Genomic DNA, 16,537 nt, shown 5'->3' on the forward strand with positions numbered 1-16,537 from the left:
GATTGCTCACGCGGGTGCGGGAGCCGGGTTGCCGTAGTAGGCGTCGGGCCCGTGTTTGCGGGTGTAGTGGCGGGCCAGGAGGTGTGGGGGAGGTGGGGCAGTCGGGGACAGGGCCAGGGTGTGGATGGCCATGTCGGCGACGGCCTCGCAGATGATGGCGTGTTCCAGGGACTTGCGGGCGGTGGTGCCCCAGGTGAAGGGGCCGTGGTTGGCGACGAGGGCGGCTGGGACTTCGGCTGCCTTCTGGTCGTCGCCGGCCAGCACGTCGACGATGACGCGGCCGGTGTTGTACTCGTAGTCCTTCTCGCACTGGTCCGCCGTGAGGTCGGGGGTGCAGGGGACGGGGCCGTTGAAGGTGTCGGCATGCGTGGTGCCGAGGACCGGTATGTCACGGCGGGCCTGGGCGAAGGCGACCGCGTGGGTGGAGTGGGTGTGGGTGACGCCGCCGATGGAGGGGAAGGCCAGGTAGAGGCAGCGGTGGGTCTCGGTGTCGGTGGAGGGGCGCAGGTCACCGTCGACGACCTCGCCGTCGGACAGCCGGACCGTCACCAGGTGGTCGAGGGCGAGGTCCTCGTAGGGGATGCCCGAGGGCTTGATGACGAAGACCCCCGCCTCGCGGTCGACGCCGCTCACATTGCCCCAGGTCAGCGTGGCCAGGCCGACCTGGGGGATCGAGAGGTTGGCGTCCAGTACCTCTTGCCGCAGGCCGTCACGGACTCGTGCGGTCATCGGTGGTCTCCTTGCGTGCGGATCATGGGGGTCACAGGGCCTGGGCGAGACGGTGGTAGGCGGCGTTCCAGCGGATCTCCTTGGTGAACTGCTCGGTACTGGTGCTCTCGTCGATGGTGAGCAGCTCCACGCCGGTCATGGCGGCGTAGTCGGTCAGGGTCTCGGTGTCGACGGCGGTGCTGAGCACGGTGTGGTGCGGGGCGCCGGCGAGCAGCCAGCTCTCGGCGGACTCCGCGAGCGAGGGGCGCGGCTTCCACACGGCCCTGGCCACCGGCAGGCGGTGCAGGGGTTCGTTGGGGGTGATGACGTCGACGGTGTTGGCGGTCAGCCGGAAGCGGTCGCCGAGGTCGGAGAGGCCGACGACCACGGCGGGGCCAGGGGCCGCGTTGAAGACCAGACGGACCGGATCCTCGCGGCCGCCGATGGAGAGGGGGTGGATCTCGCAGCGAGGGCGGTCGTCGGCCACAGAGGGGCAGACCTCCAGCATGTGGGCGCCGAGGATGCGCGGGGCGCCCGGGCCGAGGTGGTAGGTGTAGTCCTCCATGAAGGTGGTGCCACCGGGCCGGCCGGCGCCCATGACCTTCATCGTGCGCAGCAGCGCCGAGGTCTTCCAGTCGCCCTCGCCGCCGAAACCGTAGCCGTCGGCCATCAGGCGCTGGACGGCGAGACCGGGCAGCTGGCGCAGGCCGCCGAGGTCCTCGAAGTTGGTGGTGAAGGCGGTGAAGCCGCCCTCGGTGAGGAAAGTGCGCAGGCCGATCTCCTGGCGGGCCGCGTACAGCAGCGAGTCGTGGCGGATGCCACCGGGGCGCAGTGCGGGGACCACGTCGTAGGACTCGACGTATTCGGCGGCGAGTCCGGCGGCCTCCTTGTCCTCGACCTCGTCCACGACGGCCACCAGGTCGTTGACCGCGTAGGTGTTCACGGAGTAGCCGAACCGCAGCTGAGCTTCGACTTTGTCGCCCTCGGTCACGGCTACGTCGCGCATGTTGTCGCCGAAGCGGGCAAGGCGCAGGGTGCGTGAGGCGTGGCGGCCGACGGCGGCCCGTGCCCAGGCCGCGATGCGCCGGACGACCCTCGGGTCGGTGGCGTGACCGGCGACGATCTTGCGGTCGATGCCGAGGCGGGACTCGATGTGACCGAACTCGCGGTCACCGTGGGCCGCCTGGTTGAGGTTCATGAAGTCCATGTCGATGCTCGGCCAGGGCAGCGACAGGTTGTACTGGGTGTGCAGGTGCAGCAGGGGCCGGTCCAGCGCGCTGAGTCCGGCGATCCACATCTTGGCCGGTGAGAAGGTGTGCATCCACACGATCACGCCCACGCACGTGTCGGAGGCACTCGCCTCCTGGCACAGCCGCCGGATCGACTCGGCGTCGGTGAGGACCGGCTTCCACACGATCTTGACCGGGATCTTCCCGGGGGCGCCGAGGATCTCGGAGATGCTCCTGGACTGTTTGGCCACCTGGTGCAGGATGTCGTCGCCGTACAGGCCCTGGCTTCCGGTGAGAAACCAGATCTCCTGGTTCGGGTAGGGCGTGGCGTTGGTCTCCATGAGGCTTCCTTTCAAAGGGAGTTGACCACCGGGCGGGGGTGCCGCTCAGGCGGATGCCTGGGCGCGGAGGTGGCGCAGCCGGTGCATGACCTCGTTGGCCCCGCGGCCGAAGTAGTCGTGCAGGAGCCGGTATTCGGCGTACAGGCGGTCGTAGGCGGCGGCCCGCTCGGGGTCGGGCTGATAGACGGCCGGGCGTGCCTTGCCCATGGCGTGGGCGGCCGCCCGGATGTCCGGGTACGCCCCGGCCGCGACCGCCGCGTGCATCGCCGCGCCGAGCGCGGCACCCTGCGCCGAGTCGATGACACCGAGGGGGAGGCGGGTGACGTCGGCGTAGATCTGCATCAGCAGCGCGTTCTTCGTCAGCCCGCCCGCGATGATCAGCTCTCGGACCGGCACACCGGACGTCTCGAACGCCTCGATGACGGTGCGCGTGCCGAAGGCGGTGGCCTCCAGCAGCGCCCGGTAGACGTCCTCGGGGCGGGTGGACAGCGTCAGACCCACCAGGACGCCGCTCAGGTCATGGTCGACCAGGACGGAACGGTTGCCGCTCTGCCAGTCCAGGGCGATCAGCCCGTGCTCGCCCACCTTCTGTTCGGCGGCGAGGGCGGTGAGGTGTTCGTGCGGGTCGCGGCCGAGCGCGGCGGCCTGCTCGGCGTACGACACGGGGAACCCGGTACGGACGAACCAGCCGAAGATGTCTCCGACGCCGCTCTGCCCGGCCTCGTAGCCCCACAGGCCCGGCAGGATGCCGCCGTCGACGACCCCGCACATGCCGGGCACCTCGGCCCACTGGTCGGAGCTCATCACATGACAGGTGGAGGTGCCCATGATGGCGACCATCCGGCCCGGTTCCACCGCGGTGGCCGCGGGTGCCGTCACATGGGCGTCCACGTTCCCCACGCACACGGCGATGCCTTCGGGCAGCCCCGTCCACGCGGCAGCCTCGGCCGTCAACACCCCGGCCAGATCGCCGAGTTGGCGGATCGGCTGGTCCAGCTTGTCGGTCACGAAGTCGGCGAAGCCGGGGTTGAGCGCGGCGAGGTAGTCGGGGGCGGGGTAACTGCCGTCCTGGAGCTGGCCCTTGTATCCGGCGGTGCAGGCGTTGCGGACGTAGGTGCCGGACAGGCGCCACACGATCCAGTCGGCGGCCTCGATCCAGCGGTCGGTCAGCTCGTAGAGTTCGGGGTCCTCCTCCAGCAACTGGAGGGCCTTGGCGAACTCCCACTCAGAGGAGATCTTCCCGCCGTACCGCCGCAGCCAGGGCTCCCCCCGTTCGTCGGCCAGTGCGGTGATGCGGTCGGCCTGGGCCTGCGCGGCGTGGTGGCGCCACAGTTTGACGTAGGCGTGCGGGCGGCCGGCGAGGTCGGGCAGTTCGCACAGGGGCGTGCCGTCGGCGAGGACCGGCAGGACCGTGCACGCGGTGAAGTCCGTGCCGATACCGATGACCTGCTCCGGCCGCACACCGGAGCGGGCCAGGGCCTCGGGTACGGCGATCCGCAGGACGTCGATGTAGTCCGCGGGCACCTGCAGTGCCCAGTCGGGCGGCAGCGGGGTGCCGTCGGGGAGCTTCCGGTCGAGGACGGCGTGGGTGTAGGGGTGCTCGGCGGCGGCCAGTTCGGCGCCGTCGGCGAGGCGGACCACCACGGCCCGCCCGGACAGCGTTCCGTAGTCGACTCCGATGACGTAGGTGTCGGGGTGGGTGTGTTCGCTGTGCTCGGCGTTCACCACCGGGTCGCCCTTCTGTTCGGTGTTTCGTACGCTGTTCGACATGCTGGATGAGGTGGAGAGAGGGAATCCGCGGAGTAGGGGTTCCGGTCGGGGCCAGGCTCAAGTGCCAGGGCCCCAACCGGAGTTGGCCGTCAGCCGGTGACCGGCGCGACGGTGATGCGGTCGATGTTCGGTGCGTAGGCGCCGGCGTCGGCGAAGGTGACCGTGTTGGTGCCGGCGGTGAGAGTGACCGGGACGGGCAGGTCCCAATAGGTGGACCAGCTGTAGTTGTTACGGAACATGACGGTCTGCGCGGTGCCACCGTTGATCGAGATCTGGGCCGCCCGGGAGACGACGTTGGTGTTGTAGTTCCCGGAGCCGGAGACCTGGTCGTTGGCGTAGCGGACGTTCATGACGTACCGCCCGGCGCCGGCGGCGCTCACCTTGAAGGTGAGGGTGTTGGCCGAGCCGTTGCCGATGTAGCCGACGTACTGGCCGCCGGAGGCCCAGGTGTCCGAGGTGGCGACGGCGGTTCCCGCGAGGGTGCCGCTCTCGGCCTCGTAGGCGGTGACGCCCGTGGTGTCGGCGCTCGCGGAGACGCGCAGGTCGCGCAGTGTCAGCGTGGTGGAGCCCGAAGTGGCCGCGGTGATGCGGTTGTTGCCCGCCGACAGGTACAGCCGCGAGCTCTTGTCGGTGAGCGTGCCGCTCGTGGAGGCCAGCGTGACGGCGGTGGAGCCGTCGAGGGTGAGGGTGCCGGACCCGTTGGAGGAGTAGTCGGTGTGCACGGTGTAGTAGCCGTCGGTCGGCGCGTAGACGTCCAGGGCGGCGGAGGAGCCCGAGGTCAGGGCCAGGGCGCCGGCACCGGTCGTGCCGGAGGCCGTGTAGCTGTAGGTGGGCGAGCCGGTGATGTCCGCGTACGTGGCCGGGTAGGAGGTGTCCGCGGTGGAGGCCGCGGTGAGGTCGATCTTGTCGAGGGTGACCTCGTTGGTCCCCTTGGCCAGGGTGATCGTGTGGGTGCCCGCGGTCAGGGACACCGAGGCGCCGGCCGTGGAGCGGTAGGTCCAGTTCAGCGTCGGCGAGTAGCTGACCGTCTGGGACGAGCCACCGTCGACGGTGAGGGTCTGGGTCGCCGGGCCGCCGGACTGGTTGCCGTAGAAGACGTTGAGGTTGTACGTGCCCGTGGTGGGGACGCTGACGCTGAAGGCGACCTTGCTGTCCGTCTGGTTCAGGCTGCCGACGTCCTTGGTGCCCGAGGTGGCGTAGCCGTACGCGTTGGAGACGGAGCCCTGGGTGTAGACGGTGCCGTCCGTGATGGTCGCGCTCTCGGCCTCGTACGACGCCGACCACGGGGTGCTCGCCGCGGTGGGCGTGCCGGTGCCCGCGGGGTTGACGACGATCCGGTAGGCCGACATGGGGTCGAGGTTGGTCAGCGGCACGGTGATGCTGCCGTCCGAGGCGACGGTGTACGTGCTGCGGGCCAGCACGGTCGGCGCGGGGCCAGCGCCTTCGTAGCCGCTCCAGGCGGTGCGCTCCACCGAGACGTTGACGGTGCTGCCGAACGACGACGGTATGTGCTGCACGACGGTGTTCGCCGAGCCGGAGGTGCCGCCGCCGAGGAGGACCTGGGCCTGCTTACGGCCGGTGTCGAGGGACGCGATGCCCTGGAGGGTGTCGATCACGTTGGACTGCGGCGGGGTCACCTTGGCGGTCTGGCCGGTCAGCCCCGCGTACCAACGCAGCAGCCACCAGTCGCCGTTGGGGATGTTGGTCTGGCTGACGTTGCCGTCCAGGTTCCCCGCGATGTCCCAGTACGCCTGGTCGGCGTAGACCTTGTTCCGCTCGAACATGGACATCCACTGGACCATCTGGCCCGGGACCGAGAGGTCGCGGCGGTCACCGTACTCGTTGATGTTGACCGGCCGCGCGCTGATGCCGGCGTTGCTCTCGATGGTCCGGTAGGCGGCGAGGTTCCCCTCGAAGTTGGACAGGGAACTGGGGTCCAGTTCGTGCCAGGTGGTCATGTCCGGCAGGACGTTGTTGGCCTTGGCCCAGGGGTAGAAGTCGCCCATCAGGCGGGCGTCGTAGTGGGTCTCGTTGGGGCCGGCGATGCGGGCGTTCGGGATGATCGAGCGGATCTTGTTGTAGACCGTCGTCCAGTCGCTCTCGAAGCTCGCGAGCGCGCTGTTGTACGTGGCGGTGGTCGAACTGCCCAGCCCCGTGTACCAGTTGCCGTCCGGCTCGTTGAACGGCACCCACACGAACGTGCTCGCGTCGGAGCGGGCCGCGACCTTGCTGACCATCGTGTCGACCTTGGACAGGTAGTCGCTCAGCCCCAGGTTCTCGTACGGCCACTGGGCGTAGATGTCCTGCATGTAGATCAGGTTGTCGCCGCCGCCCCCGCGGGCGAAGGCGGGCTGGACGGCCAGCGCGTCGCCGTTGGGGTGCTGGGTGCCGTCGGGCGCCTTCTGGGCGATGGACGTCATGTGCAGGGGCGTGACCAGGCTGTCGCCGGGCACGCCGTCGTCGCTGAGTCCGTACAGGGCGCCGTTGGCTCCGTGCATGACCGCGCCGGTGGTCGTGCCGAGATCGACGGTCAGCTGCGGGGTGGCCGCCTGCGCGGCGGGGACGGTCAGCGCCGTGCCCACGAGGGTGGCGGTCACCACGACCGCGCCCATGAGTCCGCTGACAGAACGGGGTCTGCGAGGTGTTCCAGGCATGGCTGTCCTCCTCCTCCCGCGGCGTCGCGGGAGGCTGTCGGTGTGCTTCGGGGTGACCTGGGCGGGCGAACGCGCCGCGCCCCGGGGCTACTTGACGGCGCCGCTCGTGATGCCGGAGACGATGCGGCGCTGCGCGATGACGAAGACGAGGACCATGGGGAGGCTCATCATCACAACGTAGGCGAAGATCAGGTGCCAGTTGTTGAGGTAGAGCTGCGCGTTGGCGACCTGGTAGAGGTTGAGCGGGAGAGTAGCCTTGGCGCCGCCGCCGAGGACGAAGAAGGCATAGAAGATGTCGCTCCAGGCATAGAGCATCACCATGATCGTCGCCGTGGCGATGACCGGGCGCAGCAGCGGCAGGATGATGCGGAAGAAGACCCGCACCGGTCCGGCGCCGTCCATACGGGCGGCCTCCTCCAACTCCTCGGGGAGGGCGCGGATGAACCCGGTCATGAAGAAGATCGAGGTGGACAGGTACATCCCGGCGTAGACACCGATCATGCCGGGACGGGTGCCGGCCAGGCCCAGTTGGCGCAGCTCCATGACGATGGTGATCACCGCGGGAGGCAGCAGCAGCCCGCTGATGCTCAGCGCGTACAGGGTGTTGACCAGGCGCCCCTTGCGGCGGGCGAACACCCAGGCGGCACCGGCCCCGAGGAGCAGGACGAGGACGACGGACGGGGCGACGACCAGGAGGCTGTTGACGAAACCCTGGACGACCTTGCCCTCGTCGAAGCTCTGCTGGTAGTTCGCGGCGGCCTGGACGTGGTGGGGCAGGGAGAGGTTGGGCTTGATGGCCTCCGCCTGCGGCTTCACCGAGGTGACCGCCACCAGCCACAGCGGGATGCCGATGGTGACGGCGGCGATCAGGAGGACGGCGAGCGGCTGGACCCAGCGCGGCGGGCGCAGGCGTGCGGGGGCGAACGCGGTAACGGTGGTCACTGGTTGTTCTCCCTGCGGCGCAGGCCGACGATGACGGGCACGGCGAGGACGACGACGATGAGGAAGAGCACCAGGCTCATCGCGGACGCCTGCGCGTACAGGCCCTGGCCGAAGATGCGGAACATGTAGATGTTGAAGACTTCGGTCTCACTGCCGGGGCCGCCTCCGGTGGTGGCCTGGACGATGTCGAAGGTGTTCATGGAGCCGATCAGCGCGGTCGTCACATTGAAGGTGACCGCGGGCGCGAGCAGCGGGAACCTGACCGACCAGAAGGTGCGCCACCAGCCGGCCCCGTCGATACGGGCGGCCTCCAGCACATCACCGGGCATGCTCTTCAGGCCCGCCAGGTAGATCAGCATGGCCAGGCCCATCCACTTCCAGCCATGGATGAGGGTCACCACGACCAGCGTCCAGGTGGTCGAGCCGAGCCAGGGGGTGTCGACGTGGTGTCCCGCCAGGGAGGACAGCACGCTGTTGAGTGCCCCGTCCTGGGCGAGCAGGGCCCGGAAGATGTAGCCGACGGCCAGCGCGGAGATCAGTACCGGGAGGAAGAAGACCGCGCGGAAGAAGCGGTTGAAGCGGGTGTCGCGCTCCAGCAGCAGGGCGAGGGCGAGACCGAAGCCGTTCTGGAAGACGGCCACGAGGACCGCGTACACAAGGGTGATGCGGATGTCGCGGACCATCGACCCGTCATGCAGGATGGTGCTGAAGTTCGACAGGCCCACGAAGCCGATCTGCGAGTGGAACGCCGACCAGTCGGTGAACGGGTAGACGAAGTTCAGCAGGTTCGGCAGCAGGAAGAACACGCCGAACACGGCGAGCGCGGGCAGAGCGAACCACCACGGCTGGTTGGCCTTGCTGCGGAGTCGGTTGCGACGGGACGGCCGGTCCTGGTCGTCGTCCTGGTCTCGGTCCTGCGCACGCGTGGCGTCGATAGCGTTCATCGTGGCGGTGTCCACCACTTTCTTGACCTCCGGTACGGGGCCCCGGGCACACCGCCGACGGGCGGCCCGGGGGAGGGGCTGGGCTGGGGGGTGTCTTGTGGATCGGGCCGGCTCCACGAGGCGGTGCCTTCGAAGCCGAGCCGAGCGGGGTGTGGTTGGCGCAGCTGCACGGCGGAGGAGGGCGTCGACGCGATGGGGGTCCCCTGCTCGAGCGAAGGCGAGACCTCGGGGGAGTCGGCAACCGACGACAACGCCGCTGGGTCCCCCCACGCCCTCAAGGCAGTGGGGGAGTGCGTGCCACACCCCGCGACTCCGGCGTGATCCACAAGGCACCCCTGAGGGGCGCCGGTCAGAAGCCGGAGACGCCGCGTGCCTTGAGGACCTGCTTGAACTGGTCCTCGGCAGCCTGGGCGACCTGGAGCGGGGTCTTCTTGCCGTAGATCATGTCGGCGAGGGCGAGGTGCATGTCGGGAGCGGTGAGCGCCTTGACCTGGAAGACACCAGAGGCGGTGGACAGCGCCTTGGCCTGGGCGATCGCGGTCTGCGGCAGGCCGTCGGGGTTGGCCACGGACGGCTCCACGGACACGAGCTTGTTGGCCTTGATGTAGGCCGGGTAGTCCGGGCCGAGCCAGAAGGACATGAACTGCCGGGCGGCGTTCTGCCTCTTGGCGTCACCGGTGTTGAAGGCGACCACGCCGTTGGTCTGGTCGGGGGAGTACTCGGCCTTGGCGGAGCTGTTGGCGATGGGGAACCAGCCGAGCTTCTTGTCGATGTCAGCCGTGCTGGAGGTGGCCTGGATCTCGGACTGGAGTGCGGTGACGTTGAGGGCCATCGCGGCGGTGCCGTCCATGATCGCCTTGCCCTGGTCGACGAAGGTGGCGGTCTTGTAGTTCTTCTGCGCCAGGCCGCCGTCGAGGACCTTCGTCTTGTACTTGGTGATCGCGTCGACGACGGTCTTGTTGGTCCAACTGTCCTTGTTCTTGTTGAGGTTGTCCCAGAAGGACTGCGGCAGGTCCGTCATCTGGGCCTGGACCTGCCACTGCAGGGGCCACTTGTCGCCGCCGACCTCGAAGAACGGGGCCACGCCCGAGACCTTCGACTTGATCTTCGCGGCGTCGGCGAGCATCTCGTCGTAGCTGGTCGGCATGGTGGTGATGCCGGCCTTCGCGAAGACGTCCTTGTTGTAGTAGACGCCGAGGACCGCGGGGCTGGTGACGATGGCCGCGTAGCGGTGGCCGTCCACCTGGCCGAGGGTCTTCTCCGTCGTGCCGAGCTTGGAGACCCAGTCCTCGTTGTCGAGCTGCAGCAGGTTCTTGGCCGGCTGGACGAACGGCAGGGTGCTGCCCGTGGGCTGCCAGAACATCAGGTCCGGCTTGACGCCCGAGGCGAGCTTGGTCGGGACGTTCGACTCGTAGGGGTCGGGTATCACCTCGGTGGTGATCTTGGCTCCGGTGGCCTTCTCGAACGCCTCGATGGCCTGCTTGGGCTCCGAGACGCTGTTCTGGGCGACCCACATGGTGAGGGTGACGCCCTTGAGGGAGGCGGTCGGGTTGACCGAGCCCTCGGGTGCGGCGGCCGTGGTGGCACCCGTGCTGTCACTGCACGCGGTCGCGGTCAGCCCGAGAACACAGGCGGTGGCAAGGACGGAGACAGCTCTTCTCATGGCGAGATCCTTGGTCGTACGCGGAAGGGAGGCGGGGCGGTGCTGCGGAGCTGGGCGATGACTGCGGGGAAGGCGGTTGGATCAGGCGAGCGCGGGCGCGGCGGACGTGACGGATATCGCGAGCGCGGACGTCCGGTCCGGCTCATGCGTCGCGTGGCCCCGAGCTCTCCCGGAGGATGAGGGTGGGTTCGGCCGGTACCGGCGCGGGTTCCTGCTGAGCGGTGTCGAGTTGGGAGCGCAGCAGCCCGAACGCGGCGCGGCCCAGCCCGTGGAAGTCCATGCGGACCGTGGTGAGGGACGGGGTGACGAAACCGGAGTGCGGGGCGTCGTCGAAGCCGATGACGCTGATGTCCTCCGGGACCCGCCGACCCGCGTGGTGCAGGGCCCGCAGGACACCCAGCGCCAGGTCGTCGTTGCCGCACAGGATCGCGGTGACGTCCTGGTTGCGGGCGAGCTTCTTGCCGGCCTCGTATCCGGCCTGGGCGTCCCAGCCCTTGCCGCACGGCGCGGGCGGGGTGACGCCGGCCGCTTCCAGGGCCTGGCGCCAGCCTTCGGCACGAGGTCCCGCCAGGCGCCGGGTTCCGGTCGAGGCGGGAATCGCTACGTAGTGGACGTTCTCGTGCCCGAGTGCCAGCAGGTGCTCCGTGGCGGCCCGTGCCGCCTCGCGGTCGTCGGCCCACACCGCCGGACGGCCGGGTGTACGGCCCGGCGGCGGCGCTTCCACCACCGCCGCGCACGGCACGTGTGCCGGTACGCGATCCAGGGCGGCGGCACCGAGGCGGTCGAAGCCGATGACCACCACGCCGCCACCGGTGTCGGCGGCCGCGGCGATCGTGCGGTCCAGGTCGTCCTCGGGTGTCACGACCCGCACGCCCAGCGTGTATCCGGCGGCGCGGGACGCCTCCTCCAGACCCTGCAGGGTGGCCGCATAGCCGTAGAGGACGGTGTTCGACGTGATGACGGTGACCGACCGGGTCACTCCGCTGGCCAGTGCGAACGCGGTGGCGTTGCGCCTGAACCCCAGGGCTTCGATGGCCGCCTCGACCCGCTTGCGGGTCTCCTCCCGGACGTTCGGGTGGCCGTTGATGACCCTCGAAACGGTCTGGTAGGAGACGCCCGACGCCTGGGCGACGTCGCGAATACTGGCGGCCTTCTGCTGCCCCTGACGGGGGTCGCCGTGGCTGCCGGAGCTTGTGTGACCGGTCACATCCATGCCAGGATTGTGAGCGGTCACAACGTGGGCGTCAAGAGACCGTAACTGGGGATTTACCTTTCGAACACGCCCGACGGCGCGGCACATCCCTCTCCCGCCGAGTGCGAATCACCAGCTCAGCACCCACGAAGGCCACGGCAGGACCGAACCATCCCGGAAGGGGAAAACGCGTTGACCGCTGTCGTCGCAACAGTCGAGAGGTCCCGTATCTGGTCGCACCCGGAGCTCGGGCTGCACGCCGTCCTGGACGCCACGGGGTCGGTGAGACTGGGGACACCCGGCCAGGACTGGGCCCGCCTGGTCCCCCTCGTCGAGGTCACCGCGACCGGCCACGGGCGCATGTGGTCGGGAGAACGATTCATAGAGACGGCCATCGGCGACCGTCTGACCTACCGCGACCATGAGACGGTGCGGGACGGACGGGACGGAAGCCGGGAGCGTACGACGATCCGGCTGGCGGATCCGGCGACCGGGCTGGCCGCCGAGGTCACCCTGGAGGCGGGCTCCGGCGCCGACTCCGGTGCGGGTTTCCTGCGCGCACGGGTACGTCTCGTCAACGAGGGCGCCGCTCCGCTCCGGCTGGAGAGCGTCACGACCCTGGCCCTCGGTGGCATCTCCGACGCCGACGGCGGCCTCGACGGACTGACCCTGCACTGGGCGGACAACGACTGGCTCGCCGAATGCCGCTGGCGGCAGGCCGCGTTCCGCGACGAGGTCGTCCCGCTGAGCCGAGCCGCCCACGGCCACGAGGGACGCGGCTGCTTCGAGCGTTACTCACAGGGCAGCTGGTCCACTGGCCGCCACCTCCCCGTCGCCGCCCTCACCGACCGGGACGGCCGCGCCTGGCTCTGGCAGATCGAGTCCAGCGCGGGCTGGCGCTTCGAGACCGGCGAACGCGAGGGCGCGGCCTACGTCGCCCTGTTCGGACCCGACGACGCCCACCACCAGTGGCACCACACCCTCGCCCCCGGCCAGGAGTTCCACACCGTCCCCGCCGTTTTCGTCCGCACGGAGACCGGCGGCCTGGACGCAGCCTTCGGGACCCTCACGGACTACCGTCGCGGCATCCGTCGCGACCACCCCGACCACCGCACGCTCCCGGTGATCTACAACGACTACATGAACACCCTCATGGGTGATCCCACCACGGAACGGCTCCTGCCCCTCATCGAGGCGGCGGCGACCGCGGGCGCCGAGGTCTTCGTGATCGACGCCGGCTGGTACGACGACGACGCTCAGGGCTGGTGGGACGCCGTCGGCGCGTGGGAGGCCGCCCCCAACCGCTTCCCGGGCGGCATACGGGAGGTCCTGGACGCCATCCGTCGGCACGGTATGACCCCGGGACTCTGGCTCGAACCCGAAGTCGTCGGCGTACGCAGCCCCTTGGCGCACTCCCTGCCGCCCGAGGCGTTCTTCCGACGCGGCGGTCTGCGCGTCACGGAACACGGCCGCCACCACCTGGACCTCCGTCACCCGGCTGCCCGCACGCACCTCGACGAGGTCGTGGACCGGCTGGTCGGCGAATGGGGCGTCGGATACCTGAAGCTCGACTACAACATCAACATCGGTCCGGGGACGGAGGGCGGCGTCGGTACGGCGAAGGGTGTCGAAAGCGCGGGCGCCGGGCTGCTCGGGCACCACCGCGCCCACCTCGACTGGATGGCCGGACTCCTCGACCGCCACCCCCACCTCGTCCTGGAGAACTGCGGGTCGGGCGGCCTGCGCATGGACTACGCGCAACTCGCGGTGGCACAAATCCAGTCCACCAGCGACCAGCAGGACCCGCTGCGCTACCCGCCCATCGCCGCAGCGGCCGCCACCGCCGCGACACCCGAGCAGGCCGCCGTGTGGGCGTACCCCCAGCCGGACCAGAGCCTGGACGAGATCGCCTTCACCCTCACCGGCGCGCTCCTCGGCCGTATCCACCTCTCCGGCTTCCTCAACCTCATGAGCGACGAGCAGTTCGACCTCGTCCGCTCGGCGATCTCGGTCTACAAGGACCTCCGGCCCGAGATCAACGGCACGCACCCGTTCTGGCCACTGGGCCTTCCCGACTGGGAGGACGAGTGGATCGCCCATGGACTGCGGGGGCAGGAGGCCACGTACCTCGTGATCTGGAGACGCGAGTCCGGCAGCGGCGGCGGGACCGTCCCGAGCGGTGACGGCGGCGGGACCGTCCCGAGCGGTGTCGGCGGGACCGTCCCGGTCGGTGTCGGCGACGGGAACAGCCCCGCCGACACCGACCGCACACTCACCGTCCCCCACCTGCGGGGCGCGCACGTTCACACCACGGTGCTGCATCCCGCGACCGCCGGTGCCGCCACGGAGTGGGACGCGGGCGGCGGGCGGCTGACCGTGTCCCTGCCTCGTGCCAACACCGCCGTTCTCCTCCGCTTGAGCCCGGTTTCACATGGATGACGTCCTCGACGGGCAGCTCCCGATCGCTGGGCGCGAGGGTCCACCGACGAGTGGCTGTCGGCGGGGACGGAGGCTGACACTCGGGCCTGTCCGGCGGATCATGCCGGAGAGGCGGGGTCTGGCACGCCCGTCCCCAAGCTCTTCGAGCAGGGGCTGCCCACAGCGGCGTTGTCGTCGGTCGCCGACTCCCCCGAGCTCTCGGCTTCACTTGAGCAGGGCGACCCCCATCGCGTCGGCGCCCTCCTCCGTCTTGCAGCTGGACGCATCAGACCCCGCTCACCTGCGCTTATGAGGCGCCGTTACTTCCCTCCGACCTGATCCGCCGGACAGGCCCCAGTCCGCGCAGGGTGGCGGGTGATGCGCGGCCGGTAGCGCCGGGCATCACTCGCCGGGGAACGACTCAGTGCTTGTTGACCGCCGAGGCCCAGTCGAAGTTCACGCCCATCTGGGCGTACATGGTCGAGTACCCGACGAAGCAGTTGAACTTCTCGACCTTGCCGTTGTGCAGGTACCAGAAGTCGGCGGTCGGCACGTCGACCTTCGCGCCGGTCGGCTTGACGGTGCCCGCCGGCGACTGCAGCGGTCCCTCGAACGTGCCCTGGATCGACAGCTCGATGCTGACCACGTCGCCGTTCACGGTGATGCGCTTGAGGTCACGGTGAACATCGGGGAAGAGATTGGCCATGTAGGGCAGCACGTCACCGAGCGCCTTGCCCCGATATGCCTGTCCGGCGACCATGTCGTTGAAGACGCCGTCCTTGGCGAAGCTGTTGACGAACGTGTTGACGTCCAGGCTGTTGCCCTCCGCCACGTGGTACGCGCGCAGGACGACTGCGAGATTGGCCCTCTCGTGCTTGGTCAGGTGGCGGTCCGTGAGCGGCAGCTTCGCCAGTTCGCCAGGAGTCAGGTCCGCGTGGACCGCCGTACTGCTGTGGACCGCCGCACTGCTGTGGGCGGGGCTTGCGGCCTGTGTCGGCGCAGCGGCGATGGAAAGACCACCCAGGATCGCTATCGCGGCCGTGGCGGTGATCGACTTCCGGCTGAGCAGCTTCATGTCGTGTTCCTCCAGGTTTGTTCTCAGAATCTGAGATCCGTCGCAACGGTCTCTCTCGCGTTCTTAGTAAATCAAACGCTCGCTTGAGCTTATGGACGGCAGTGCAAGTCGTCAAGCCAATGTTTGAATTGTGTGGTCGCGCGGCCATGGAGACGTGTGCCCGCGCGGCCGTGTCGCGGCGGGTCGGATCGGGTCTGCGGCAGTGATCCGGGGCGGCGTTCGGCGACCCGGCCGCCCGCTCTTCGAGGTCTTCAACCACCGCTTCAAGGTGGGGTGTTCGATCAGTGCACACACGGCACGCACGTGGGCGGCCTCCGCCTTCTCGCGGGCCTTGGCACCGGTGTCGCGCTTGGCGTCGCGCTCACGTTGGGATCGGATTCGCTCGAGTTCGGCCCCGATCCGTGAAGCGGCTGTTTGACAATGTACTCAAGCAGCTGCTTGAATACATGCTATGACACGGGCGGAAAAGACGGACCTGCGCCGAGAGGCCGGTCAGCGCACGCGGGACGGCCTGCAGACGGCCGCCCTGGAGTTGCTCGCGCAACGAGGGCAGGAGGGCGTGACACTCCGCGAGATCACGGATCGCGCCGGAGCCAACGTCGCCGCGGTGAGTTACCACTTCGGGTCGCTGAAGGCACTGTGCGACTCGGCGATAGAGCACGCGTTGGAACGGTATCTGGACGAAAAGATCCTGGAACTCGATTCCCTCGCCTCCACTGCGACACTCCATGAGGTGGCGGCAGCGTTCGCCCGGCCGATGGTGCGCGCACTGGCGGCCGGTGGACAAGACCTGGCCGTGATGCGGACCGTGGCGCGCGTCGGCATCGAGCCGCCCCAGGGGTGGGATCGGCTGGACGGCAAGTTCGACCAGAGTCGCCGGGCGGCCGTCCGGGTGCTGGCCCAGAACATTCCCGGAGCCGACGAGCAGGAACTGATCTTCCGTACGCGATGCGCGGCCGGCCTGCTGAACTGGCTCGCGCTGGCGCCCATCGGCACCGAGCTGGCCGCCATGTCCGCCGAGCAGATCGAGCGGCAACTGGTCCCCGTGGTGGCCGGGGCGTTCCGCGGGGATGCCGCCGTCGGCCGCTGACCAGGCCACAGGAGCTTCGCGACGACTCGATCGCTGATTGGGACATGCGACTCGATCACTTCGTAGGACAGTGCCGGCGAGGTCGTCTGCGGGTTCAGAACGAAGAGCCGGGGGAGGTGACCGTGCCCGAGATCTGGGCCGAGTCGGACATCGGCATCAGTGAGCTCGCGCTCGGTTGCCGCGACCCTGAGGTGCGGGCGCGGTTCCGGTGCGAGGTCCTGGACTTTGAGCGTTGATCGGCAAGGGTCGCCAAGACCCTCAAAGGACTCATAATCCGGCGGCCGTGGGTTCGAGTCCCACCCGCCCTACCAGAACATGCCCTGACCTGCGAAAACGTTCCTCGTGAGGTGCCGGAGCGTCAACTTCTCGCCAGCGGACGGAATCCGCTGCTCGCGGGTTTGTGGCCGGGGCGGTCTGTATCGGCTGATAGTTGTCTGACCTGCATAGGTGCGACAGGCAGGTAGCTGGTGCGAGCTGTGGCAGGTGAGCGCGTGGCGACAGAGCCGTGATG

General features: G+C 69.2%; 11 protein-coding genes and 1 pseudogene. 2 read left to right on the plus strand and 10 right to left on the minus strand.

Annotation, left to right across the window (positions count from 1 at the left end; translation table 11 throughout):
* Nucleotides 1–6: 6 nt before the first annotated feature.
* The 9 genes and pseudogenes from araD to ACFVWD_RS25285 form a co-directional block, all read right to left on the minus strand.
* Complete coding sequence (gene araD / locus ACFVWD_RS25245) at nt 7–729, minus strand: L-ribulose-5-phosphate 4-epimerase AraD (RefSeq protein WP_389599140.1); 723 nt, start codon at nt 727–729, stop codon at nt 7–9.
* Between the two features lie 31 nt (nt 730–760).
* Nucleotides 761–2,278, minus strand: a complete 1,518-nt coding sequence (araA, locus tag ACFVWD_RS25250; protein ID WP_389599141.1) for an L-arabinose isomerase — start codon at nt 2,276–2,278, stop codon at nt 761–763.
* 45 nt (nt 2,279–2,323) lie between these two features.
* The gene (gene araB, locus ACFVWD_RS25255; protein ID WP_389599142.1) at nt 2,324–4,048 is read right to left on the minus strand and encodes a ribulokinase; all 1,725 of its coding nucleotides are present in this window, start codon (nt 4,046–4,048) and stop codon (nt 2,324–2,326) included.
* A gap of 89 nt (nt 4,049–4,137) precedes the next feature.
* On the minus strand, nt 4,138–6,702 hold the full coding sequence (locus ACFVWD_RS25260; RefSeq protein ID WP_389599144.1) for a CBM35 domain-containing protein: 2,565 nt from the start codon (nt 6,700–6,702) through the stop codon (nt 4,138–4,140).
* Between the two features lie 87 nt (nt 6,703–6,789).
* Nucleotides 6,790–7,644, minus strand: a complete 855-nt coding sequence (locus tag ACFVWD_RS25265) for a carbohydrate ABC transporter permease (RefSeq protein WP_389599146.1) — start codon at nt 7,642–7,644, stop codon at nt 6,790–6,792.
* Entirely contained in the window at nt 7,641–8,300 is a 660-nt protein-coding gene (locus ACFVWD_RS25270; protein WP_389599147.1) for a carbohydrate ABC transporter permease, read from the minus strand. Before ACFVWD_RS25270 ends, ACFVWD_RS25265 begins: the two co-directional genes overlap by 4 nt.
* A pseudogene (locus ACFVWD_RS25275) lies at nt 8,294–8,338 on the minus strand (hypothetical protein); the annotation flags it as partial. The gene ACFVWD_RS25270 and the pseudogene ACFVWD_RS25275, both read right to left, overlap by 7 nt.
* 599 nt (nt 8,339–8,937) lie before the next feature.
* Nucleotides 8,938–10,251: an ABC transporter substrate-binding protein gene (locus tag ACFVWD_RS25280; RefSeq protein ID WP_389599149.1), complete on the minus strand. Its 1,314-nt coding sequence runs from the start codon at nt 10,249–10,251 to the stop codon at nt 8,938–8,940.
* A gap of 142 nt (nt 10,252–10,393) precedes the next feature.
* Nucleotides 10,394–11,464: a LacI family DNA-binding transcriptional regulator gene (locus ACFVWD_RS25285; RefSeq protein WP_389599151.1), complete on the minus strand. Its 1,071-nt coding sequence runs from the start codon at nt 11,462–11,464 to the stop codon at nt 10,394–10,396.
* Between the two features lie 171 nt (nt 11,465–11,635).
* Here ACFVWD_RS25285 and ACFVWD_RS25290 point away from each other — a divergent pair, with 171 nt between their 5' ends.
* A complete protein-coding gene (locus tag ACFVWD_RS25290) occupies nt 11,636–13,882 on the plus strand; it encodes a glycoside hydrolase family 36 protein (RefSeq protein WP_389599153.1) in 2,247 nt (748 codons plus the stop codon).
* Between the two features lie 400 nt (nt 13,883–14,282).
* Here ACFVWD_RS25290 and ACFVWD_RS25295 read toward each other — a convergent pair whose 3' ends face one another.
* Nucleotides 14,283–14,936 (minus strand): nuclear transport factor 2 family protein, encoded by a 654-nt coding sequence (locus tag ACFVWD_RS25295; RefSeq protein ID WP_389599155.1) that lies wholly within the window; start codon nt 14,934–14,936, stop codon nt 14,283–14,285.
* Between the two features lie 451 nt (nt 14,937–15,387).
* Here ACFVWD_RS25295 and ACFVWD_RS25300 point away from each other — a divergent pair, with 451 nt between their 5' ends.
* A complete protein-coding gene (locus ACFVWD_RS25300) occupies nt 15,388–16,026 on the plus strand; it encodes a TetR/AcrR family transcriptional regulator (RefSeq protein WP_389599157.1) in 639 nt (212 codons plus the stop codon).
* Nucleotides 16,027–16,537: the final 511 nt, after the last annotated feature.

It is taken from the genome of Streptomyces sp. NPDC058086 (assembly GCF_042885015.1).
Classification (GTDB): Bacteria; Actinomycetota; Actinomycetes; order Streptomycetales; family Streptomycetaceae; genus Streptomyces.